Below are 24,500 nucleotides of genomic sequence, written 5' to 3' on the forward strand. Positions count from 1 at the left end.
ATTGCGGGAAATGGATGAAAATACGGTGAAATTGATGATTGATGATATGAAAGAAGAAGCGGAGAGAAGGAGAAAGGAGCTGGAAGAGAGCCAGAAGGAGCTGGAAGAGAGCCAGAAGGAGCTGGAGGAGAGCCAGAAGGAGCTGGAAGAGAGCCAGAAGGAGCTGGAGGAGAGCCAGAAGGAGCTGGAGGAGACAGACCGGAAACTGGGAGAGAAGACGCTGGAAGCGGAAGCGCTAAGCCAAAGACTGGACGAAAAAGATAGAGAATTGGAAAAGCAAAGGATAGAAAACGAGAAGTTGAGGAAGCTTCTTGGAGAAAGATGAATTAAGGAAATTTTTAGAAATCCTTTATAGAAATGTAGTGTTTTCGGGCGTATAATGGGGCGTATAAAAGAGAGGTACGATACATGAGAAGAAGAACTGCAAAGGATGAGCCGAAAAGGCGTGAAAGAATAGAAACGACCAGATACACCCCACATTATAAGGAAGGACTTACCTCACAGCAGGTACAGGAGCACAGGCTGCACGGATGGACGAACGTCGCAGTGAATCCTCCGGCTAAGACGACAAAAGACATTATCAGGGAAAATACGTTTACGTATTTTAATTTGATTTTTGCCGTGCTCGGCGTACTACTGTGCCTGGTAGGTTCTTTTCGTAATCTGACCTTCCTTCCGGTGGTTATTATAAATACACTGATTGGTATTATCCAGGAGGTGCGGGCGAAGAATGTGCTGGAGAAATTGAATATGCTGCATGCGCCGCATGCGAAGGTGGTGCGTGACGGAAAGCTGTTTCGGGTGGATGCAGAGGAGCTGGTGATTGATGACATTGTTGTATTCCGGGCAGGCGACCAAATCTGCGCAGATGCGATTGTGGAGGCAGGGGAAGTACAGGTGAATGAATCCCTTCTTACCGGTGAATCAGATGAGATTACGAAGCGGAAAGGAGACCATCTGATGTCGGGAAGTTTCGTGGTATCGGGACAGTGCCATTCCAGGCTTGAAAATGTGGGAGAAGATTCTTACATATCCAAGCTGACGCTGGAGGCGAAGGTAATGGGGGAAGGAGAACAGTCAGAGATGATCCGTTCCCTCGATAAGTTGGTAAAAGGTGTAGGCATAGCGATTATCCCCATCGGAATTATTCTTTTTGTGCAGAGCTTCTGGTTTAACCATGATCCGTTCCGTTCCAGTGTGACAGCGATGGTCGCGGCGGTAATTGGGATGATCCCGGAGGGACTGTACCTGCTTGCGACGGTTGCCCTGGCGGTAAGCGCTATGCGCCTGGCGAAGCAACAGGTTCTTCTCCATGATATGAAGAGTATTGAGACCCTTGCACGTGTAAATGTTCTCTGTGTGGATAAGACCGGAACGATTACGGAAAATACGATGTCTGTAAATCAGGTGGCAGAGACATCTTATTATAAAAAGAATCGGGAGAAGTATCCGGCGTTAAAGGAGATGATTGGAGATTTTACAGCCTCTATGACGGCGGATAATGCAACGATGGAAGCAATGAAACTGTATTTTACAGAGAATACAGGAAGGAAGTCTGTCAGTATGACGTCTTTTTCTTCTTCAGTAAAGTACAGCAGCGTGACCTATGAAGATGGTGCTTATGTGCTGGGAGCTCCGGAGATGGTTCTGCGGGAGGATTATCTTCCTCATGCGGCGGAAATTGAGAAGTTTACACAGAAGGGTTACCGCGTGCTGGTGTTTGGGGAATATGACGGTAAGATTGATGGGAAAGCGCTGACAGGAAAGGTCAGGGCGCTGGGGTATGTTATGCTGTCTAATCCGGTGCGTGAGAAGGCGGCGGAGACATTTGCCTATTTTGCAGAACAAGGCGTGGAGATTAAGGTTATTTCCGGAGACAACCCTATGACGGTATCGGAGGTTGCAGAGCAGGCGGGAATCCGGGGAGCGCAGAATTATGTGGATGCCCGTACGCTGAAGACGGACGAAGAGATTGCGGATGCCGTGACAAGATATACGGTGTTTGGAAGAGTCACTCCGGATCAGAAGCGTCAGTTTGTCAGGGCGCTTAAGGATGCGGGAAATACGGTTGCCATGACTGGGGATGGTGTGAATGATGTACTGGCGCTTAAGGATGCAGACTGCAGTATTGCCATGGCATCAGGAAGTGAAGCCGCCGCGCAGGCAGCACAGGTGGTATTGCTGGAATCAGATTTTGCATGTATGCCTTCTGTTGTGCTGGAAGGACGGCGTGTGGTTAATAATATCCAGCGCTCGGCAAGCCTGTTTTTGGTAAAGAATATTTTCTCTTTCCTGTTGTCGATTTTCTCCGCAGTATTTATGATAACGTATCCGCTGGAACCTTCACAGGTATCGCTGATTAGTATGTTTACGATTGGAATTCCTGCCTTCTTCCTGGCGTTGGAGCCGAATAAGAGCCGGATCGAGGGACACTTTCTGACGAACGTACTGTTAAAAGCGCTTCCTGCCGGATTGACGGATGTACTTGCCGTAGGGGCGCTGGTAATGTGCGGGCAGATATTCGGGCTGCCAAGTGAAGATATAGCGACGGCGGCAACCATGCTTCTTGCAATTGTCGGCTTTATGATTCTGTATAAGATCAGTCAGCCTATGAATCTACTGCGTATTTGTGTGTGGGTAGGATGTCTGGCAGGACTTCTCTTCAGCGGTATTTTCCTGAATCAGCTATTTGCCTTGTCGGGAATGTCAGAAGCGTGCGTTTTATTGTTTGTAGTCTTTTCCTTTGCTACAGAATCGGCGTTCCGGTATTTGAGCCTTTTTATAGAAAAATTGCAGAAGGGATATTTGAAGCTGCGAAGAAAAGTTTAGAAGAGAAATCATTATGTGTTTGACATGAAAGGTTATTGCATCGTTACCGCATAAATTGGTTGATGACATGCAGTACGCCGTCCTCGTCGTTGGATTTGGTGATATAGTCTGCACGTTCCAGCACGATGGACTGTGCATTTGCCATAGCGACGCCCAATCCTGCGCTTTCAATCATTGTCAGGTCGTTGTAGCCATCTCCACAGCAGATCATTTCATTGGATGTCAGTCCGATGCTGTTCAGCAGACGCTGCAGGGAAGCGGCCTTATCAACGCCCATAGGCATAATTTCCAGAAAGAAAGGTTCAGAGCAGTAGATGCTTAGATAAGAGTGGAACCGCTGCTTCATTTCTTCCTGTATTTGCGCAATCAGAGAAGGGCTTCCTGTAATCAGAAGTTTGTTGACCGGAAATGTAACAGCAGCCGGGAAATCTTCTTTTATGAGAACCGGCATGGAATTAATTTTGGATTCCAGCAGGGTATACTGGTTGGGTTCCGAACAAGAAAGGATGGAATCGCTGGTGTAGGTGATGATGTTTATGTCTTGTTCAAGGTATTTTTTGACAATCTCATAAGCCGGAAGGATAACCTCCGGCGGCAAGATCCGATTATAAATGACTTCTTTGCTGCGGCAGTCGGTAATCCTACCGCCGTTAAAGGACAGGATGTAACTTCCATATTCCTGAAGATGAAGCTGATCCGCAAGAGGAGCAACCCCGTTGGTGGGGCGTCCGCTTGCCAGAACAACTTTTTTTCCTTTTTCCTGAATATCAATCAGCGCCTTCTGTGTGGGAGGCGTTATTTGTTTCTTGGAGTTTGTGAGTGTACCGTCCAGGTCAAGAACCAGAATCTGATAATTCATATGTAAATCCCTCCTTGGAATCCGGGGAATGGATTCTTTACTAAAACTTCCTTAGTGCATCTACCAGTTCCGGAAATTCCATTCCGTGGGATGCTTTAATTAGAATGTTGTCCCCGTTTTTAATAACATTCTGTGCATGGGACAGGAAATCTGCCTTGGTTGGAAACCAGAGCGCCTCGGTGTGGGAGTGGGCGCTTCTTACTCCGTCTGCCATTTCCCCGGAGAGTTTGCCGATGGCACATACAAGGTCAATTCCTTGTTCGGCGGCATATTCGCCTACACTGCGGTGCAGTGCTTTTGTGTCCGCCCCCAATTCTCCCATGTCTCCGAGAATTGCTACCTTTCTTCCGATTGCCATGTTAAGGACGTCAATGGATGCTTTCATGGAAACGGGGTTGGCGTTATAGCAGTCATCGAGAATAATCAGCTTTTCTGTTCGGATGATATGATTCCGTCCCGGAATGAAGGGAAGGTTTTCAATTCCGGCCTTGATTTCTGCCAGCGTCAATCCCAGTTTATATCCTACGGCCGCACCTGCCAGGGCATTGGACACCATGTGGGCGCCGGGGGTCGGAACGATACAGTCAAAACTGCCTGAGGGCAGGTGAATCGTACAGGAAGTGCCTTCCAGACCGAGAGGTTTCAGGTCAGAAGCATAGACTTGGCAATGTTCCGGCGAAGTTCCGTAGAATAGAGGGACAGCCCCCTTTACCGGTCCCAAGGCAGAGAGAAGGGGATCGTCTCCGTTTAAAATGATGGAGCCGCCGGATTTCATATCCTGAAACATCTGTGTTTTCTCTTGCAGGATGCCCTTCTGGGTTTTCAAAAATTCCAGGTGTGCCACACCGATGTTGGTAATGACACAGATGTCAGGGCTGGCTGCAGCAGACAGTTTGCGCATCTCGCCAAAGTGGTTGATGCCCATTTCCAGGACAGATATCTCGTGGGATTCGTTCATCTCAAAAATGGTAAGCGGAAGTCCGCATTCATTGTTGAAATTTCCCTGAGTTTTATGTACATTGTATTTCTGCGAGAGCACAGAGGCAATCATTTCCTTGGTGCTGGTCTTGCCGACGCTGCCCGTGATGCCGACTACTTTCACATCGAAAGAATCTCGGTATAATTTGGCGATGTCAAGAAGTGCCTGCCCGGTAGCTTCCACCAGAATGTAGGGATAATCGGTGTCTCCCAGGTCTTCGTGGGAAACCACACATAAGGCTCCTTTTTTAATGGTGTCGGGGATGAACTGATGTGCATTGAACCGTTCGCCATTGATGGCAACGAATAAATAATCTTTTTCCACCTTGCGGCTGTCGATGGTTACACCTGCCACTTCCCGGGATAATAGATCCGCATCGCCGTGGTAAGTGCCCTGACATGCCCTGGTGATATTTTCTAAGGTTAAATTTCTCATAGTATTCTCCTGCTTATTGATAACGTGCTCCCATAGATTTCTGAATAATTAATTCGCAGAATTCACCGTATTCATATCCGGCAGCCTTCGCGGCTTTTGGAAGCAGGCTTGCAGAGGTCATACCCGGGAGAGAGTTGACTTCCAGACAATAAAATTCTCCGGTGTTATTATCTACGATAAAGTCAGCTCTGGAGTAAACGTCCAGCCGGAGAGCAGCATAGGCTTTTTCGCCTGCAGCCTGGATTTGGGCTGTTTTTACGGCATCCAGAGACTGTGCCGGGCAGATTTCGGAAGCGCCGCCCAATTGGTATTTGTTTACATAGTCAAAGAAACCATCTTTGGGGACAATCTCTACTAAGGGGAGGGCTTTTCCGTCAAAAATGCCGCAGGCATATTCGCGGCCGTCGATGAAAGGCTCGATTACGATCTCATCTTCTTTTTGAAAAGACTGTTCCAATGCATCCTTGTATTCTTCCTCTGTGTGGACGATAAACACGCCGATGCTGGAACCGCCGGAGCAGGGTTTTACTACGACCGGAAGCCGGAAGCCAAGCGCATCCAGTGAAGTATGTCGGTCGCTTCGCCGCAGGTGAGTTCCGTCCGGGGTAGGCACGCCTTGTATCTTGAAAATTTCCTTGGTGACGCCTTTGTCCATGGAAAGGGCACAGCCGAGGGAATTAGGTCCGGTATAGCGGATTCCCAGAACGTCGAAGGTAGCCTGCAATTTGCCGTTCTCTCCCAGGCTTCCGTGGAGCGCCATGAAAGTGATGTCAGCCATGCTGCAAAGCTCAAGGACATTGGGGCCAAGATAGCTTACCGAATCACCCGGGCGGGAAGCCCACAAAGCGTCCAAGTCGGGTTCTTTTACCTGGATTCCGGCAGCGATACCAAGTCCGCCGTCGGGAAGGTCAAATACTTCTTCTAATTTGCCGGGATTGTATTCCAGTCCCATGAAGGCATCCAGCAGGTATGCCTGGTGCCCGCGTTCTCTTAGTGCTTTGCAGATACTTGCCCCTGAAGAAAGGGATACGTCTCTTTCGTTGCTGTAACCGCCTGCAAGTACAATAATTTTCATAATCAATCTCCTCGCTATTCCATACTCATTTGGTCTAATAATGATTTCTTAACTTCATATAACCGGTCTGAAAGATCCACATATACACGATGCGGATAGAACAGACGCTTTGTCTCTTCCCAGAGAGTGTCTTTTTCTGCCTTGCAGAATTCGGCAATCTCCATAACGGAAGGGGACTGGTAAACACATTCCCCATTCTTAAATACGGGGACAAGGATTTCCTTCATGGTGTAGGTTCCGCCTACTAGTTTTGTCTTCTTCCATGTGCTGACCGGATCAAAAATCATCAGATCCTTTTCTGCATCAAATTTTTCATCGGCAAAGCAAATCAGATCTGCTTTAATCTTGCCGGTATCCTTTTCGTAAATGCGGTAAATCGTTTTGTTCCCGGGGTTCGTAATTTTTTCTGTGTTTTCAGAAAGTTTAATCTTAGGTACGAATTCTCCCGCCTCATTCTGGATGGCGGCAAGTTTATAAACGCCGCCGAAGGATGGGCAGTCTTTGGACGTAATCAGATTTGTCCCCACGCCCCAGGAAGTGATCGCGGCATTCTGCTGCTTCAGGTCATGGAGAAGGTATTCGTCCAGATCGTTGGAGGCGGTGATTCCCGCATCCGGGAAGCCTGCCGCATCTAACATCTTACGTGCTTTCTTAGACAAATATGCAAGATCTCCGCTGTCTAAGCGGATTCCGTATTTTTTCAGCGGAACTCCGGAGTCCCGAAGTTCACGGAATACCCGGATTGCATTAGGAACACCGGATTTCAGAGTATCGTAGGTATCCACCAAAAGGGTGCAATTGTCCGGGTAAAGCTCTGCATAGGTCTTGAATGCGGTATATTCATCTTTAAAGCTCATAATCCAGCTGTGGGCATGGGTCCCCAGTACAGGGACGTCAAACATACGCCCCGCCAGTACATTGGAAGTTCCGGCACATCCTCCGATGATAGCAGCTCTTGCGCCGTACAGGCCGGCATCCGGACCCTGGGCGCGGCGCAGACCGAATTCCATAATGCTATCACCGCCCGCTGCGAAAACAACCCGTGACGCTTTGGTAGCAATCAGGCACTGGTGATTCAGAATATTCAAAATTGTGGTTTCAACAAGCTGTGCTTCCATGATGGGAGCAACCACTTTCAGGATAGGTTCTTTTGGAAAAATCACCGTCCCTTCCGGGATGGCATAAATATCGCCGGTAAAATGAAAGCCGCCTAAATATTGAAGAAAGTCCTCGCTGAATATTCCCAGGCTTCTTAAGTAATCTACATCCTCATAGGTAAAGTTCAGATTCTTGATATATTCAATTACCTGTGCCAGTCCGGCGCAGATAGAATAGCCGCTGTCACTGGGGTTATTCCTGAAAAAAACATCGAACACTACCGTCTCATTTTGTCCTTCTTTGTAGTAACCCTGCATCATGGTCAATTCATAAAAATCCGTAAGCAGAGTCAGATCCTTTCTACTCATTGTTCTGTGCTCCTTTTTATTTTTCGGTAAATCCGAGATGTTGAGATAAAAGACTCGGCTACGATAATCACGGATTATTCCGTGCTACGCATTCTCGCAATCCAGCCTAATATTCGCATTATAACACTGCCCGGGTAAAATGTAAAACGTATTACACCAGTTCCTGATTCTTCCGAATGGTCTCTAATATAATATTTTTACAATAATCGCCCAGATGCTTCTTCGTTTCTTTGTCTAATTCATTCGGATAGATGGGTTTCCCGTACTCAATAACTACGTGTGTTTTCTTGATTCGGGGAAGGTGCTTTTCAAAGATGTCAATCGTATTATTCATGGAAATCGGAATAATCGGACATCCGGTTTTTTCTGCAATCTTTAAAGAGCCGTCTTTGAATGGAAGCATCGTCAGTTCTTCCCCTTTATTTCTGGAACCTTCCGGGAAAATACAGATGGAGATTCCATTTTTTACATATTCAATTGCTTGCAGGATCGTCTTTAAGCCTTCTCTGGGTGTGCTCCTGTCCAGGAACAGGCAGTAGAGCCGTTTCATCCAGTCGCGCAGGAGAGGGTAGCGGAGCATTTCTTTCTTGGCAACATATCCGGTCAGCCGCTTGCAGCGGGAATAGGTGAGGAGAATATCAAAATAACTGCGGTGGTTGCCGATAAAAAGCACAGGCTCGTCAGGGATATTTTCCTCACCGATGACTGTCGCGTCCACCCCGGATATTTTCAGGATGGAGCGAAAGCCCCATTGCACAGTGCGCAGGGCAAGATAGTCGCTTTTTTCCTTATTGATGCGCCCTACCAGCCAATAGACTCCCAGAACAGGGATGCCGAGAAGCAGGTAGAGAAATAAAAATATTACAACCAATATAAATCTTATCATAAATGTATCCTCCAAGTATGTTGATGGTAAGCATTATCTTGTACAACGTCCGTACAGTGCAGTAAGCGCCCGCAAATCTTCCGCAAGTGAATCGGTTAAGGCATCTTTTGTATACCGCCATCCCCAGTTGCCTGCAGGAACTCCGGGGGTATTCATGCGCCCTTCTTTGCCGATGCCAAGAACATCCTGCAGTGGGAAAATGGCGTAGGCGGCAATCGAAGACAGAGCTGTGCGGACGAAGGCCATGCCAATAGAATCTCCTTCCCTCAGATTCATATACATTGCTGTTTTTTCCCGGCAGTGGGGTGCAAGAGTCGCATACCATCCGCAGGTAGTGTCATTGTCGTGGGTTCCGGTGTAGCACACGCAGTTTGCAGTGGTAAATTGATGAGGAAGGAATCCATTTTCATCTAAGCTCTCAAAAGCAAATTGCAGAACCTTCATTCCCGGGAAATGGAAGGTGTCTCTGAGATCTTCCACCTCAGGAGTGATAACTCCCAAATCTTCTGCAATGATCGGAAGATTCCCGCCCAGGGCCGCCTCAATTGCGGCAAATAATTTCTTGTTGGGACCTTTTACCCATTCCCCGTTGACTGCCGTTTTCTCGCCGTAAGGGACGGACCAGTAGGCCTCAAATCCCCGAAAGTGGTCGATACGGAGAATATCCAGTACTTCCAGTTGGTTTTTGATACGTGAAATCCACCATGCATACCCTTCTTTTTCGTGGACTTCCCACTGATAGAGCGGATTGCCCCACAATTGCCCCGTCTCGGAAAAATAATCCGGCGGCACTCCGGCAACCCGCAGCGGGAACCCTTTGGTATCCAGTTGGAACAAATGCCGGTTTGCCCATACGTCGGCGCTGTCCATGGATACAAAGATGGGGATATCACCGATGATATGAACGCCATGTTCGTTGGCGTAGCTTTTTAATTCCTGCCATTCTTCAAAGAACAGGAATTGCACAAATTGATAGAATCCAATATCCTGTGAAAGTTCCTGTCGAAGAGAGGCTTTGAATGCGGGAGTAGGAATCCGGTATGCGTCCTCCCATTCCAGCCAGCTCACGCCTCCGTTTACCTTTTTACAGGCAAGAAACAGTCCGTAGTCGTCAAGCCAGTAGCTGTTCTTTTGGCAGAAGGAACTTAACCGTTCCTTAAGTTCCGGGAAATCCCGGGTAAGAAAGCTATCGTATGCTTTCTCAAGAAGCCTGTTTTTCCAGGGAATGATCGTTCCGTAATCAATGTGATCCGGATCTGTCTTGGGGCAGTCTGCCAGGTCTTCCTGGCTGATAAGACGAAGCTTCAGAAGATGCCCGGGGCTGATTAAAAGCGGCTGTCCTGCGAACGCAGAGAAGCTCTGGTAAGGGGAGTCGCCGTAGCCGGTGTGGGTCAGTGGGAGCATCTGCCAGAGGTGCTGGCCGGATGCTTCCAGAAAATCCACAAAATGATAAGCTTCTTCTCCCAGATCTCCAATCCCATAAGGGGAGGGGAGAGAAGTTGGGTGCAGTAAGATGCCGGACATACGCGGCAAAATATTTGAATTCATAGAGAGTCTCCTTTTTACAATTTCTTCTCTATATATTACCACAAAATAGTCATTTTTCCTAGACTTGGTGTGTATGATGATAGAGAGAATATCCATGTGGTGTGTATCTATGGACAGGAAGAGCTGCTTTTCGGCGCTGGTGCGGATTACGGCGGCGCTTGTTTTATTATCGCTTCTGTTTCTTTGTGGCTGTACGGTGAAGAAGCTGGAGAATGAGAAGACGAAGGATATTGAATTTACGGTGGTTGCCAAGGAAGAGATTCCGGAAGAACTGAAAGAAAAGATAGAAGAGGGGAAGGAAAACCCGGTAAAAATGACATACGGGGACGGGGAATATCTGTATATAGTGAGGGGCTATGGCAGGCAGGAAACTACCGGATGCAGCATAGAGGTAAAAGCAGTGTATGAGACAGAAAATGCAGTTTATATACAAACGGAACTGAAAGGCCCGGAAAAAGGAGAGGAAATTCTGGAGAAGGCAACCTGCCCGTATGTGGTGGTGAAAATAGAATATCGGGACACTCACGTAGTATTTGATTAAAAAATAGGAGGCGTAAGAATGGAGCAATTAAAAAAAGCAGTCCGTCTGAACAGAATGGGGAAAAGAGTGATGGATCAGTTTCATGTTGACGGGGACGTTAATGTGCCGGATGCCAAAAGCGATATGGCAAGAATTGTGCTTAGTGTGGGAACCGTCAAAATTGAAGACATCAAAATGGTAGAGAATTATGCAAGGGTTGTGGGGAAGGTATTATATCAGATTTTGTATGCAGCAGATTTGGCGGAACAAAAATTATCCTCCCTGCAGGGCAAGCTTCCTTTTGAAGAAATGGTATATGTGGAAGATGAGCCTGCAGGACAGATTTTCGTTAAGACGGCAGGGGCAGAACTTACGGCAGTTATGATAAATTCTCGGAAGCTGAATCTGAAGGCAATGGTGGAGATGGAACTTAGCTCAGAAGGGGCGCGTGAAGAAGAGTTGACGATGGATGTGGAAGGAGAGGAACCTTTATACAAAAAGTACCGGGAGAGGAATCTTCTGAAACTACATATGGCAAAAAAGGACACTTATCGTATTAAGGAGGAGATGCAGCTTCCCGGTACCAAGGAAAATATCGGCACATTGTTATGGACAGAAGTGGCCTCCCGCAAATTAGATACCCGGCTTGGAACGGATGAGCTTCAGATGCGGGGAGAATTGCAGGTATTCTGCTTCTATGAATCGCTGGAGGGCAAGATTGACTGGGTGGAGCAGATGGTGCCTTATGAGGGGCGTATCGACTGTCCGGGAGCAGAGGATACAATGTTTCATCATCTATATACCGAACTTACGGATGAAAATGTGGATGTGCGGATGGATGAGGATGGAGAAATGCGTATTTTGGGGATAGAGGCCACGCTGGAAATCCGTCTTGCAATTTATGAAGAAGAGAAAATGAATATCCTGGAAGATTTGTATTCTCTGCGGCAAGTATGCCTGCCGCAGCGGGAGAACGTCATGTTCGAGAGCCTTGTTATGCAGAACCATTCCAAATGTAAGATTATGGAGCGGCTGTCTCTGCCGGAGCTGAAGGATGATATTTTACAGATCTGCCATTGCAGCGGTTATCTGCAGACGGAGCATACGGAAATTGTAAAGGAAGGGATCCTGGCAGAGGGAGTTCTCAATATCTGCTTTTTGTATGTCAAGGCTGATGATACGATACCGTTCGATGTGTGGCAGGGAATGGTGCCGTTTTCCCATATTGTTGAAAGCAATGAAATCTATCCGGAGATGAAGTATGACATTACAGGAGATCTAGAACAGGTCAGCGTCAGCCTCCTGGGAAGCGGCGAGGTGGAGGTAAAGGCAGTTCTTGCATTCCACATATTCTTAAGGAAGCCGGAAGAGGTGGTGAATATAACCGGAATTGATACGGAACCCATGAACATGGAGGAGCAGGAAAATGCTCCCGGGATTACCGGCTATATTGTGAAGAAAGGGGATGAGATCTGGGATTTGGCAAAACAGTACAGTACAACGGTGGAGGGGATTATGGAGGTAAATGAACTATCTTCCGGAGAGCTGAAACCAGGCGATAAAATATTGATTTTTAAAGAGAATATGAGTATACTGTAAGTACACTGTATACAAGATACAAGGAGAGAACAATGGATAAAATCGAATTAAAGGCACTGGGTAAAATTAATCTGGGACTTGATATTCTGGGCAGGCGTGACAATGGATACCATGACGTCCGTATGGTGATGCAGACGGTATTCCTGTATGACCGGGTAATTTTGGAGAAGAGCAGGAAGCCGGGTATAGAGATTGTTACCAATCTGAACTACCTTCCTGCCAATGAAAATAATATTGCGTATAAGGCCGCAAAGCTTCTGGCTGATGAATTTCGTATCCGGGACGGCATCCGGATTACTTTGGAGAAGCATATTCCGGTGGCGGCGGGTATGGCGGGCGGAAGCTCGAATGCGGCTGCTGTCCTGCATGGGATGAACCGGATGTATGGGCTGGGACTGTCAGAGGAAGGACTCAAGGAGCGGGGCGTGAAGCTGGGGGCAGATGTTCCTTACTGTATTATGCGTGGGACTGTACTGGCAGAGGGAATCGGAGAAATCCTTACCCCGCTTGCGCCCATGCCCAAATGCTATATCTTAATAGCCAAGCCGGCGCTCTCTGCTTCTACCAGAATCGTATATGAGAAATTCGACAGGCTGGAGGACATCCGGCATCCGGATATTGACGGGATTCTTGCCGGAATCAAATCCGGCAATCTCAGGCAGACTGCCGCCGGTATGGGAAATGTGCTGGAACAGGTTATGCTTCCGGAGTATCCGGTTCTCCAAAGGATTAAGGAAGCGATGCTGAAGGGCGGGGCGCTGAATGCAATGATGACGGGAAGCGGCCCTACCATGTTTGGGATTTTTGAGAAACGCAGCCAGGCGAAGACGGCTATGGCATTGATAAAGAAACAGAATCTGGCAAAACAGATTTATGTGACGAATGTACATCGGGTGTTAAGGAGGAATTTATGAAAGAACCGAATTTTGAAGTAAATATGAATGAGTACCTTCCGCTCAGGGACGTGGTATTCAATACGTTGAGACAGGCAATTCTGCGGGGAGAGCTAAAGCCGGGAGAACGGCTGATGGAAATCCAGCTTGCCAACAAGCTGGGAGTCAGCAGGACGCCAATCCGGGAAGCAATCCGGAAATTGGAATTGGAAGGTCTGGTTCTGATGATTCCGAGGAAGGGAGCCGAGGTGGCGGAGATTACGGAAAAAAGTCTCCGGGATGTACTGGAAGTGCGCCGTGCATTGGAAGAACTTGCGGTTCAACTGGTGTGTGAGAAGATTACAGAAGAAGAGATAGAAGAATTAAAGGCAGCAGCCAGGGAATTTGAGAATGTATTAAAAGACGGCGATATTACGAAGATAGCAGAAGCAGACGTGCGGTTCCATGACGTGATTTACATGGCTACCGATAATCAGAAGCTGATACAGCTCCTTAATAATTTAAGAGAGCAGATGTACCGCTTCCGGGTAGAATATCTGAAGCGGGAGGAAGTCCGCCCGCAGCTGCTTGCGGAACATGAAGAGATTATCGCTACAATAGAAAGGAGAGAAAAGGATACTGCGACAAAAGTAGTCTGCGAACATATTGACAATCAGGTGGAAGCTGTGATAGATATAATCCGTACGAAACATAGCGAATAAATTGCAGTGAATAAAGCTTCGGAATCTGGCTACACTCCTTACATGAATGTAAGGAGGTACATAATAATGAAGAGAAAGAAACGAACCGTTCTTTGCATGTGTATTGCGCTTGTCAGCGCTCTTTTGCTGACAGGCTGGCTGCTTGCCGAAAGAGGGCTTTTGGTAGGGGCGAAGGAAAGCCGGACACAGGAGCATCTGGCGAAGGAAGTGCTGCGCTTCCATGTGCTTGCGAATAGTGACAGTGAGGAAGACCAGAAGGTAAAGATGCAGGTGAAAGAGGCCGTACTTGCCTATCTGGAAGACTGTATGCCTCGGAACAATGAGAAGGATATTACGGTAGAGGCAACGAAGAAATGGGTGGAATATCACCTGGAAGATCTGGAGGCAGTGGCGGAGAATGCGCTCCGGCAGGCGGGGAGTACAGATAAGGCGCAGGCGGAGCTTGTGTGGGACTATTTCCCGGCAAAGACATACGGAGATGTGACATTTCCGGCAGGGGAATATGAAGCGCTTCGGATAAAAATAGGACAGGCAAAAGGGCAGAACTGGTGGTGCTGCCTGTATCCGAATCTGTGTTTTGTAGACGCGGTACATGCAGTCGTTCCCGAAGAGGGGAAGGATACGCTCAGACAAGTTCTTGATAAAGAAGAGTATGAGATGGTTACGGCGTCAGACTATAAGATAAAATGGTTCTTTTTCGGCGGAGGCTCTGAGAAAGGACAGTAGACCGGAGGCAGTTTATGACTGAATTTTTGGTAAGACATTTTGTAAAAGACTATGAACAGGTAGAAAAGGTTTCCGTCCGTACGGCGTACGGAGTTCTGGCAAGCGTGGTAGGCATTTTCTGCAATGTAGTTCTTTTCCTGGTAAAAGGAGCGGCGGGAATTTTGATGCACAGTATTTCTGTCACGGCAGATGCATTCAATAACCTGTCGGATGCAGGTTCTTCCATCGTGGGGCTGATTGGCGTGAAACTGGCGGGCAAGCCGGCAGATGAGGAACATCCTTTTGGACATGGAAGGATAGAATATATTTCGGCTTTGATTGTGGCGTTCCTGGTGATGGAGGTGGGATTTACCTTTCTGAAAGATGCCATCGGAAAAATCCGGGAGCCGGAGGTGTTGAATTTCCGAATGGTTTCTGTTATGATATTACTCCTGTCCATCGGTGTGAAGCTGTGGATGGGAGCTTTTAACAGGAAATTGGGAAAACGGATTGATTCGAAGGTGATGATGGCGACGGCGGCTGACGCTATGGGCGATGTTATTACTACGGCGGCAACGATTCTGTCTCTTCTGTTTTTTAAGCTGACAGGAATCAATATTGACGGTTTTGTGGGGCTTGGCGTAGCTCTCGTTGTTATGTGGGCGGGATTCGGAATAGCCAGGGATACCCTGGAACCGCTGGTGGGGGAGGCCGTGACGCCGGAGGATTACAGGCGGATTTCCCGTTTTGTGGAAAAATACGATGGGGTTGTGGGAAGTCACGATTTGATTGTACATAACTACGGGCCGGGAAGAAGCATGGCGTCCATCCATGCAGAGGTGCCCAATGATGTGGATATAGAGACGTCCCACGAAGTGATAGACCGGATTGAGCGGGATGCTGTGGGTAAGCTGGGGATTTTTCTGGTAATTCATATGGATCCGGTGGAGACGAAGGATGAGCATACACTTGCAGTAAAAACACAAGTAGCAGAGACGCTGAAAGAGATGGATGAGGCGGCAAGTATCCATGATTTCCGACTGGTAGGCGGCAAGGAGCAGGTGAATCTGATTTTTGACATGATGCTGCCTTATCATTATAATAAAGAACAAGAGCAGACGCTTTGCAGGGAATTAACAGAGCGGCTGCAGAAACTGGATAAACGCTACCACCCTGTGATAACAGTAGAAAAAAGCTATGTGGCAGCAGGAAAGGAAGAATAGATAATGTATACATTTGAAAGCCGTGTAAGGTACAGTGAGACAGACCACAGGGAGACTATGACCCTGCCGGCAATTGTTAATTATTTTCAGGACTGCAGTACGTTTCAATCTGAGGATTTGGGCGTGGGAATTGATTATTTCCGGGAAAAGCAGCAGGGATGGATTCTTTCCTCCTGGCAGATTATTATAGACAGATATCCGAAGATGGGAGAAAGGATTGACATCAGTACGTGGGCAACAGGATTCGACGGGCTGTATGGCCTCCGGAATTTCCGGATGCGGGACGAGAAGAAGGAGACGGTTGCATATGCCAATTCTGTCTGGGTGTTTATGGATATGAAAAAAGGACGCCCGGTTCGGCCAGCAGCGGAAGATGTAGAGAAATACGGACTGGACGAGCCTCTTCCGATGGAATATGCTTCTCGCAAAATTACGCTTCCGAAGGAGGCAGAAACACGGAAGACATTTTCAGTGAGGCGAGATCAGATTGATACGAATGAGCATGTGAACAATTGCCAGTACGTGCAGATGGCGCTGGAAGTTCTGGAAGAAGAGATTCCGGTAAGACAGCTCCGTGTGGAGTATAAAAAATCAGCAGTGTACGGCAGCGAAATTTTGCCGAAGGTAGCGTTAGAAGCAGAACGGACGGTAGTAGAGCTTTGTGATTTAAATGGGAAACCATATGCGGTTGTAGAATTGACAGGAGAAAAATGATGGAAAAAGGACTTGGTAAGATACAGACTTTGATGGTTGTGAAGAAAGTAGAATTTGGCGTATATCTGGGGACTGAAAAGGAGCGTGTGCTTCTTCCGAAAAAGCAGGTACCGAAAGATATTGAGGTAGGAGATCCGATTGAAGTATTTTTATATAAGGATTCCAGCGATCGTCTGATTGCAACCACAAAGCATCCGAAGATTGTCTTGGGCGAATTGAAGGTTCTGAAGGTTGCAGACACGGGAAAAGTAGGAGCTTTCCTGGACTGGGGATTGGAAAAGGATCTTCTGCTTCCTTTTAAAGAACAGACAGCCAAGGTGAAAAAGGGGGATTCCTGTCTGGTGAGCCTCTATGTGGATAAAAGCAAGAGACTCTGTGCCACCATGCGGGTGTACGGGAAGCTGCGGACGAATTCCCCTTATAAGAAGGATGACCATGTTGCAGGGATTATTTATGACAAAAGTGATAATTTTGGCTTGTTTGTAGCGGTGGACAATCAGTACAGCGCCTTGATACCGAAGCGGGAGGTGTATGGCAGCTACCGCGTGGGTGATCGGGTAGAGGCGCGGGTCACAGAGGTGAAACCGGATGGCAAGCTGGATTTGAGCGTGCGCGAGAAAGCGTTTATACAGATGGATGCAGATGCAGAGAAAGTACTGGAAGCGATAGATAATTTTGGCGGGGAGCTGCCTTTCAACGATAAGGCGGATCCGGAGATTATCAAACGGGAGCTGGGGCTTAGTAAAAATGCATTTAAGCGTGCGGTTGGACGGCTCTTAAAAGAAAGAAAAATAGAAATTAAAGAAAAAACCATTGCAATTCGGTAAAAAATGGTTATAATGGTGGTTGAAAACGATAAACAGTAATTTTGGAAAGGAATGATTTAACATGAAAGTACAGAATATTACTGATATTGAAAAGTTTTTTAAAGTTGTAGACAGCTGTGGCGGTAAGGTTGAGCTGGTAACAGGAGAAGGCGATAGACTGAACCTGAAATCTAAGTTATCTCAGTATGTATCAATGGCAAATATTTTCTCTAACGGAGAGATTCCGGAGCTGGAGATTATTGCTTATGAGAAAGAAGATATTGATAAACTGGTTGATTTCATGATTAACGGCTAATTATGGAAGTGGAAAGCAGCGTCATTGCCTGATAGGTGATGGCGCATTTTGTGTTATTAAAGGAGAAGTGATATGAGCTTTGCGCATTTACATGTCCATACAGAGTACAGCCTTTTGGACGGTTCTAATAAAATTAAAGAATGTATTTCCCGTGTAAAAGAACTGGGAATGGACAGTGTGGCAATTACCGATCACGGCGTGATGTTCGGCGTGATTGATTTTTACCGCGCTGCGAAAGCAGCGGGGATTCATCCGGTGCTGGGCTGTGAGGTATATGTGGCTCCCGGTTCCCGTTTTGACAAAGAACTTGGCGGCAGTGAGGACCGGTATTATCATTTGGTGCTCCTGGCAGAGAACGATACGGGCTATCACAATCTGATGAAAATCGTGTCAAAAGGTTTTACGGAAGGATATTACTATAAGCCCCGTGTGGATCTGGAGCTTTTGGAGGAATACCATGAGGGAATTATCGCTCTGAGTGCCTGCCTGGCAGGAGAGGTGCAGCGTAATATTGTGAGAGGCATGTATGCGGAGGCAAGGGAAGCCGCATATCGATATGAGAGAATATTCGGAAAAGGGAATTTTTTCTTGGAGCTGCAGGATCATGGAATGGCTGAGCAGCAGACAGTAAATCAGGCGCTGCTTCGCATGAGCGCGGAGACGGGAATTGAGCTGGTTGCCACAAACGACGTGCACTATACTTACGAAGAGGATGCGAAGCCTCATGACATTCTGCTCTGTATCCAGACCGGCAAAAAGCTGGCGGATGAAGACCGGATGCGCTATGAGGGCGGGCAATATTATATCAAATCAGAAGAAGAGATGAGGAGCCTCTTCCCTTATGCTCTTCAGGCGCTTGAGAACACGCAGAAAATCGCGGATCGTTGTCATGTGGAGATTGAATTTGGCGTGACGAAGCTCCCCAAATATGACGTGCCGGAAGGCTATACTTCCTGGGAATACTTAAATAAGCTGTGTCTTGAAGGTCTGGAAAGGCATTACGACCCTGTAACCCGGGAATTACAGGATAGATTACATTATGAATTGTCAGTCATCCAATCCATGGGATATGTGGATTATTTCCTGATTGTGTGGGATTTTATTAAATATGCGAAAGATCATCAGATTATGGTGGGGCCGGGCCGTGGCTCGGCAGCGGGAAGTATCGTTTCTTACTGCTTGGATATTACCAGTATCGATCCGATTAAATACCAGCTTCTGTTTGAGCGGTTCCTGAATCCGGAGCGGGTGTCCATGCCGGATATTGACGTGGATTTTTGCTTTGAGCGGCGGCAGGAAGTGATTGATTATGTGGTGCGTAAGTATGGGAAAGACCGGGTAGTCCAGATTGTAACCTTTGGTACGATGGCGGCAAGAGGTGTTATACGTGACGTGGGGCGTGTTATGGATCTGCCGTATGCTTTTGTGGATACCGTTGCGAAGATGATCCCCAAGGAGCTGAATATTACGTTGGATAAGGCGCTGGCAGCGAATCATGAACTTAAGAAGCTTTATGATGAAGATGAACAGGTAAAAGAGCTTCTGGATATGTCCAAAAGACTGGAAGGTTTACCCAGGCACACTTCCATGCATGCGGCGGGAGTTGTTATCAGCCAGAAATCGGTGGATGAATATGTACCGCTCTCGTTAGGATCTGATGGTTCTGTAACCACACAATTTACTATGACTACGTTGGAAGAACTGGGACTTCTGAAAATGGATTTTCTGGGACTTCGTACGCTGACGGTTATCCAGAATGCGGTGGAGCTGGCGCAGCAGAGTACGGGAAGAAAGATAGATATGAATCAGATAGACTACGATGATAAGGCAGTGCTGGACTCTATCGGAAGTGGCAAGACGGACGGCGTGTTCCAGCTTGAGAGCGCGGGGATGAAGAGCTTTATGAAAGAGTTGAAGCCGCAGAGCCTGGAGGATATTATCGCAGGAATCTCCCTGTACCGTCCGGGTCCGATGGATTTTATTCCCCAGTATATAAAGGGGAAGAATCACCCGGACTCTATCACTTATGACTGCCCTCAGTTGGAGCCGGTCTTAGCGCCGACCTACGGCTGTATCGTTTACCAGGAGCAGGTAATGCAGATTGTACGTGACCTGGCAGGTTATACGCTGGGGCGGAGCGATTTGCTGCGAAGAGCTATGTCTAAGAAGAAAGGGGACGTTATGCAGAAGGAGCGCCAAAGCTTCGTTTATGGCAATGAAGCGGAGGGGGTTCCCGGTTGTGTGAAGAATGGGATTGATGAAGCAACGGCAAATAAGATTTATGATGAAATGATTGATTTCGCAAAATATGCTTTTAATAAATCCCATGCAGCGGCATATGCGGTGGTTTCCTATCAGACTGCTTATTTGAAGTATTATTTTCCGGTAGAATTTATGGCGGCGCTTATGACGTCAGTTATTGATAATCCGCCGAAGGTATCGGAGTATATTTACGCCTGCCGGCAGATGGGGATTGAAGTCCTGCCGCCGGATATTAACGAAGGGATGGGCAATTTTTCTGTAGACAAAGGGAAGATCCGCTATGGCCTGGCAGCAATCAAGAGTATCGGACGTCCGGTTATCCAGGCAATCATCGAAGAGCGGAATGCAAGAGGAAGATTTAAAACACTTAAGGATTTCGTGGAGCGCCTTTCCGGTAAAGAGGTCAATAAAAGAACCATAGAGAGCTTTATCAAGGCAGGAGCCTTTGACAGCCTGGGAGGAACCAGGAAGCAATTTATGATGATTTATATACGGATTCTCGATCAGGTGAACCAGGAGCGTAAATACTCCATGGCGGGGCAGATGTCGCTTTTTGACTTGGTGGATGAAGACCAGAAGAAAGAATTTGATGTTCAGCTTCCGGATGTGGGAGAATATGAGAAGGAGACGAAGCTTGCCTTTGAAAAAGAAGTGGCGGGCGTATACCTGACCGGACATCCTCTGGAAGATTACGAAGAAAAATGGAAAAAGAATATTACAAGAACGGCGCTGGACTTCCAGATCGATGAGGATACCGGGCGTACAAAGGTCCGCGATGGCGCGCGGGAGACAATCGGAGGCATGATTACGGATAAAACCATCAAATATACAAAGAATAATAAAACGATGGCATTTATCACGGTGGAAGATTTGGCAGGAACGGTGGAAGTGGTCATTTTTCCAAGGGACTATGAGAAAAACCAGCGATTTCTGGATGAGGACAGTAAGGTATTCGTCAAAGGCCGGGTATCCGAAGAGGATGATGCGCCCAGTAAATTAATCTGTGAATCGGTGATACCTTTTGAACAGACCAGGAAGGAATTGTGGATACAGTATGAGAACAAAGAAGCGTATCTCAGGGATGAAACACATCTGTTTGAGCTGTTGAAATCATCGGAAGGAGAGGATTCGGTTATCATCTACTGCCGGTCTGAAAAAGCAGTAAAAAGGCTTCCGGCAGGCCGGAATATCCACATAGAGCCGGGAATATTAAGCAGATTGACGAATTATTATGGGGAATCTTATGTGAAAGTTGTAGAAAAACCCATTGAAAAGCTGTCGCAGATAGGGTAGAATATTGACGAATATATAAGATGGAGTAATTTTTTTTAAATAAAACTCATAGCATATAGTTACAGATGGAGGACAAATCATGGCAAAACAGATTCGGACAATTGGTGTTTTGACAAGCGGCGGTGACGCACCGGGAATGAATGCCGCTATCCGTGCGGTGGTTAGAACAGCATTAGGGAAAGGCTTACGTGTAAGAGGTATCAGAAAAGGATATCAGGGACTTCTGGACGAAGAAATCATTGATTTATCTGCCAGAGATGTTTCGGATACAATCCAGAGAGGCGGTACGATTCTTCAGACTGCCCGCTGTGCCGAGATGCGTACAGAGGAAGGGCAGCAGGAGGCTGCGGCTATTTGTAAGAAATATGGAATTGATGGGTTAGTGGTAATTGGCGGCGACGGTTCTTTTAAAGGAGCACAGAAGCTTTCTAAGCTGGGAATCAATACGATTGGTGTTCCGGGAACCATCGATCTTGACATCGCCTGTACAGAGTATACGATTGGCTTTGATACGGCTGTCAATACGGCGATGGAAGCAATTGACAAGGTTCGTGATACGTCTACGTCACATGAGAGATGCTCGATTATTGAGGTTATGGGCCGGGATGCAGGTTATCTGGCGCTGTGGTGCGGAATTGCCAATGGTGCAGAGAGAATCTTGATGCCGGAAGAGCATGATTTTGATGAGAAAGCAATTATTGAAGACATTCAGGAGTGCCGGAAGCGTGGTAAGAAGAATTATATTATTATCAACGCAGAAGGTGTAGGAGGCTCCATTGAGCTGGCGAAGAGGATTGAAGCCGCAACAGGAATGGAGACGCGGGCTACCATCATCGGACACATGCAGCGTGGCGGAAGCCCAACCTGTAAAGACAGGGTATATGCGTCTATTATGGGTTCCATGGCAGTGGATCTTTTAATTGAAGGAAAGACCAACCGTGTCGTAGGTTACAGGAACGGACAGTATGTGGATTTTGATATTGATGAGGCGCTGGGAATGCAGAAGGGCATCCCGGATTATCAGTATGAAATTGCAAGACAGCTGGCGCTGTAAGAAGCGTTTCCGGTTGAAGCTAAGGAATAAGATGGATAGAGAGAAGATGCAGGCACACAAGTTCCCGCATCTTCTTTTGTATGTGTTGACGAACGCCCGGCAGAGGTTGTAAAATAGGGGAAAGCAAAGGGGAGGGTGGATATGGATAAAAGAAAAACGGCTCCGGTGGGAGTCTTTGATTCCGGCGTGGGCGGTCTTACTGTTGCAAGAGAGATTATGCGGCAGCTGCCGGATGAGAATATCGTATATTTTGGAGATACGGCAAGAGTACCCTATGGAAGTAAGTCGAAGGAGAACATTATCCGGTTTTCCAGGCAGATTATAAGGTTCCTTGAGACGAAAAATGTGAAAGCCATTGTGATTGCCTGCAATACGGCAAGTGCACTGGCACTGGATGTGGTGAAGCAGGAATTTAACATTCCGATTATCGGAGTCATTGTCCCGGGGGCACGGGCAGCAGTGCGTGAGACCAGGAATAAAAAGATTGGCGTAGTCGGAACGGAGGGAACGATCCATAGTGAAATGTATACAAAAGTCATTCAGGGGATGGAACCCGGGGCGTCTGTAATCGGAAAGCCCTGTCCGCTTTTTGTGCCGCTGGTCGAGGAAGGCTTTGCGAAGCATCACATAACAGATGAGGTAATCGAAATTTATTTGGAGGAAATGAAGCATTCCGATGTAGACACTATGATTTTGGGATGTACCCATTATCCGTTGCTGCGTTCGAAAATCATGGCATATTTCGGAGAGAAGGTGCACATCGTCAATCCGGCATATGAGACGGCGCTGGATTTAAAACGGGTGCTGGAAGAGCAGGGGACGGCGAATGATAGTGGAAATCTGAATAAATATGAATTCTATGTCAGTGATGCGGCAGAGAAGTTTAAGCAGTTTGCCAATTCCATTCTTCCGTATAATGTAGAAACTATTACACAGATTAACATTGAGGAATATTAGGTGATTCGATGACGAAGGATGTATTAATCAGTATCTCCGGCCTGCATTATGATGCACTGGACGGGGAAGGGGAAGGACAGCCCGTGGAAGTCATTACTCCAGCCGCCTACTATCTAAAAAACGGCAAACACTATGTTGTGTACGATGAGATGGTGGAAGGGATGCCGGGTACCATTAGGAATACGATTAAAATCACAGGCGACTATATGTTTGAGATTAGGAAAAGCGGGATAGCAGATACCCATATGGTATTTGAAAAAGACCGCATTAATATGACGAATTATGCCACGCCCTACGGCGATATGATGGTAGGGATACATACAAAAGATATGAAAGTGAATGTGGAAGAGGAAAATATTGACGTCAGCATCAGCTATGCGCTGGATGTTAATAATGAACCGCTGTCAGACTGTGAGATTAAGGTAAATATAAGGGGAATGCATTAGATGCATTCCCCTTTTTTGGAATATTAGGAAAGCTGCTCGCATCAGCCGGACATCTGCAAGATGTCCAGCACCCCTCAAGAATTGAGAGATATAGGGAGTTCGAGACGGGCTTGTCTGTTATATTTTCAGAAAAAATAAATATTTTCAAAACAAAAGAAAAACAAATTTTAATTATACTTGTAATAGACAGATGATTTTGGTATTCTATACTTAAGAAATGCAATTTAGGAGGGGGTTAATATGATAGAGAGTAAATCTATGAAGAAGCAATATGCTATTTTGATTTTTATAGCAATCGTTATTGTCTCAGCAATAGTTTTAGTGGCGTGTGGTTCGGAGAAAAAAGAAGAATCCCTTACGGAAGATGTTGTAGATGATGGGAATCACAGACCGGACAGAGAACTGGATCCCGATGTGAGAAAGTTGTTTGAGGCAGACGGCGATTCTGCTGAAAATTATGAAGTGATTCTGGTTGAAAATTCCTATTATAATCAAAATGGAAAATATCTTTTTGATGACCCGGAAATTGTGGAACATATAGTGACAAATTTAAGTTCCCTTTCGATTAAGGAAATAGATCCGATCCCTTATTATGAAGATATGACGAGGGGACTACAGGTTATGGTTTATCCGAAAGGGACAGAAGGGAATCACTGCTCTTTTGAAATTCTGGAGAAGAATGAAGAAGGAAATTATGTAATTAGTCTGGAGATATTTAACGAGATAGTGGCAGAGGTCGTAGAGGGAGATTTTGACTATGCATATCTGAAAGAGCTTTATCAGGAGAGGGCAAGAGAAGTAGGGGGAACGCTGGAAGGAGAATCGGTGGAATAGCATCCAGGTAGTGTAAAGTAGTCTATGAAAAAATGGAGCTGAAAAAATGGCTCCATCGGAACCTTGAAAATTGCAGATATATTAGCTTTTGGCGGTGTCC

Annotated in this window: 21 protein-coding genes and 1 pseudogene; 16 read left to right on the forward strand and 6 right to left on the reverse strand. The window is 46.7% G+C overall.

Annotated features, from left to right (window positions below):
* Together OCV99_RS16975 and OCV99_RS16980 are read left to right on the forward strand one after the other, a co-directional pair.
* Positions 1-325 (forward strand): annotated as a pseudogene (locus tag OCV99_RS16975) (hypothetical protein); the annotation flags it as partial.
* Between the two features lie 83 nt (positions 326-408).
* Entirely contained in the window at positions 409-2,829 is a 2,421-nt protein-coding gene (locus OCV99_RS16980) for a cation-translocating P-type ATPase (RefSeq protein WP_158372175.1), read from the forward strand.
* A gap of 43 nt (positions 2,830-2,872) precedes the next feature.
* Here OCV99_RS16980 and OCV99_RS16985 read toward each other — a convergent pair whose 3' ends face one another.
* From OCV99_RS16985 to malQ, 6 genes are all read right to left on the reverse strand, one after another.
* Positions 2,873-3,688, reverse strand: coding sequence for a Cof-type HAD-IIB family hydrolase (locus OCV99_RS16985; protein ID WP_158372177.1), 816 nt, complete (start codon positions 3,686-3,688; stop codon positions 2,873-2,875).
* Positions 3,689-3,728: 40 nt separating this feature from the next.
* The gene (locus OCV99_RS16990) at positions 3,729-5,102 is read right to left on the reverse strand and encodes a UDP-N-acetylmuramoyl-tripeptide--D-alanyl-D-alanine ligase (RefSeq protein WP_158372179.1); all 1,374 of its coding nucleotides are present in this window, start codon (positions 5,100-5,102) and stop codon (positions 3,729-3,731) included.
* 13 nt (positions 5,103-5,115) lie between these two features.
* The gene (locus OCV99_RS16995; protein WP_158372181.1) at positions 5,116-6,177 is read right to left on the reverse strand and encodes a D-alanine--D-alanine ligase family protein; all 1,062 of its coding nucleotides are present in this window, start codon (positions 6,175-6,177) and stop codon (positions 5,116-5,118) included.
* Positions 6,178-6,191: 14 nt separating this feature from the next.
* Positions 6,192-7,643 carry a nicotinate phosphoribosyltransferase gene (locus OCV99_RS17000; RefSeq protein WP_158372183.1) on the reverse strand — a complete coding sequence of 484 codons (1,452 nt, stop codon included), beginning with the start codon at positions 7,641-7,643 and terminating at the stop codon, positions 6,192-6,194.
* A gap of 151 nt (positions 7,644-7,794) precedes the next feature.
* Entirely contained in the window at positions 7,795-8,529 is a 735-nt protein-coding gene (locus tag OCV99_RS17005; protein WP_158372185.1) for a lysophospholipid acyltransferase family protein, read from the reverse strand.
* 33 nt (positions 8,530-8,562) lie between these two features.
* On the reverse strand, positions 8,563-10,173 hold the full coding sequence (gene malQ / locus OCV99_RS17010; RefSeq protein ID WP_158372187.1) for a 4-alpha-glucanotransferase: 1,611 nt from the start codon (positions 10,171-10,173) through the stop codon (positions 8,563-8,565).
* Between the two features lie 13 nt (positions 10,174-10,186).
* On the opposite strand from malQ, the gene OCV99_RS17015 reads away from it, so the two are divergent.
* The 14 genes from OCV99_RS17015 (at position 10,187) to OCV99_RS17080 (ending at position 24,400) form a co-directional block, all read left to right on the forward strand.
* Positions 10,187-10,618: a protease complex subunit PrcB family protein gene (locus OCV99_RS17015; protein WP_158372215.1), complete on the forward strand. Its 432-nt coding sequence runs from the start codon at positions 10,187-10,189 to the stop codon at positions 10,616-10,618.
* Positions 10,619-10,636: 18 nt separating this feature from the next.
* Complete coding sequence (locus OCV99_RS17020) at positions 10,637-12,196, forward strand: DUF3794 and LysM peptidoglycan-binding domain-containing protein (RefSeq protein WP_158372189.1); 1,560 nt, start codon at positions 10,637-10,639, stop codon at positions 12,194-12,196.
* 32 nt (positions 12,197-12,228) lie between these two features.
* Complete coding sequence (gene ispE, locus OCV99_RS17025) at positions 12,229-13,110, forward strand: 4-(cytidine 5'-diphospho)-2-C-methyl-D-erythritol kinase (protein ID WP_158372191.1); 882 nt, start codon at positions 12,229-12,231, stop codon at positions 13,108-13,110.
* Positions 13,107-13,790 (forward strand): GntR family transcriptional regulator, encoded by a 684-nt coding sequence (locus tag OCV99_RS17030; RefSeq protein WP_158372193.1) that lies wholly within the window; start codon positions 13,107-13,109, stop codon positions 13,788-13,790. Before ispE ends, OCV99_RS17030 begins: the two co-directional genes overlap by 4 nt.
* Before the next feature lie 66 nt (positions 13,791-13,856).
* Positions 13,857-14,516, forward strand: coding sequence for a stage II sporulation protein R (gene spoIIR / locus OCV99_RS17035; RefSeq protein WP_227193378.1), 660 nt, complete (start codon positions 13,857-13,859; stop codon positions 14,514-14,516).
* A gap of 14 nt (positions 14,517-14,530) precedes the next feature.
* Positions 14,531-15,718 (forward strand): cation diffusion facilitator family transporter, encoded by a 1,188-nt coding sequence (locus tag OCV99_RS17040; protein ID WP_158372197.1) that lies wholly within the window; start codon positions 14,531-14,533, stop codon positions 15,716-15,718.
* Positions 15,719-15,721: 3 nt separating this feature from the next.
* On the forward strand, positions 15,722-16,432 hold the full coding sequence (locus OCV99_RS17045) for an acyl-[acyl-carrier-protein] thioesterase (RefSeq protein ID WP_158372199.1): 711 nt from the start codon (positions 15,722-15,724) through the stop codon (positions 16,430-16,432).
* On the forward strand, positions 16,432-17,259 hold the full coding sequence (locus tag OCV99_RS17050) for a CvfB family protein (RefSeq protein WP_331490786.1): 828 nt from the start codon (positions 16,432-16,434) through the stop codon (positions 17,257-17,259). Before OCV99_RS17045 ends, OCV99_RS17050 begins: the two co-directional genes overlap by 1 nt.
* Before the next feature lie 61 nt (positions 17,260-17,320).
* Entirely contained in the window at positions 17,321-17,554 is a 234-nt protein-coding gene (locus tag OCV99_RS17055; RefSeq protein ID WP_158372203.1) for a polya polymerase, read from the forward strand.
* Positions 17,555-17,626: 72 nt separating this feature from the next.
* Positions 17,627-21,109, forward strand: coding sequence for a DNA polymerase III subunit alpha (locus tag OCV99_RS17060; RefSeq protein ID WP_158372205.1), 3,483 nt, complete (start codon positions 17,627-17,629; stop codon positions 21,107-21,109).
* 79 nt (positions 21,110-21,188) lie between these two features.
* The gene (gene pfkA / locus OCV99_RS17065; protein WP_158372207.1) at positions 21,189-22,163 is read left to right on the forward strand and encodes a 6-phosphofructokinase; all 975 of its coding nucleotides are present in this window, start codon (positions 21,189-21,191) and stop codon (positions 22,161-22,163) included.
* A 141-nt stretch (positions 22,164-22,304) separates the two neighbouring features.
* Positions 22,305-23,120, forward strand: a complete 816-nt coding sequence (gene murI / locus OCV99_RS17070) for a glutamate racemase (protein ID WP_264471511.1) — start codon at positions 22,305-22,307, stop codon at positions 23,118-23,120.
* 8 nt (positions 23,121-23,128) lie between these two features.
* Entirely contained in the window at positions 23,129-23,566 is a 438-nt protein-coding gene (locus tag OCV99_RS17075; RefSeq protein WP_158372211.1) for a YwiB family protein, read from the forward strand.
* Positions 23,567-23,806: 240 nt separating this feature from the next.
* Positions 23,807-24,400, forward strand: coding sequence for a hypothetical protein (locus OCV99_RS17080; RefSeq protein WP_158372213.1), 594 nt, complete (start codon positions 23,807-23,809; stop codon positions 24,398-24,400).
* The last annotated feature ends 100 nt before the right edge of the window (positions 24,401-24,500 follow it).

The organism is Dorea acetigenes (assembly GCF_025567385.1).
In the GTDB taxonomy this organism is placed as follows: Bacteria; Bacillota; Clostridia; order Lachnospirales; family Lachnospiraceae; genus Claveliimonas; species Claveliimonas acetigenes.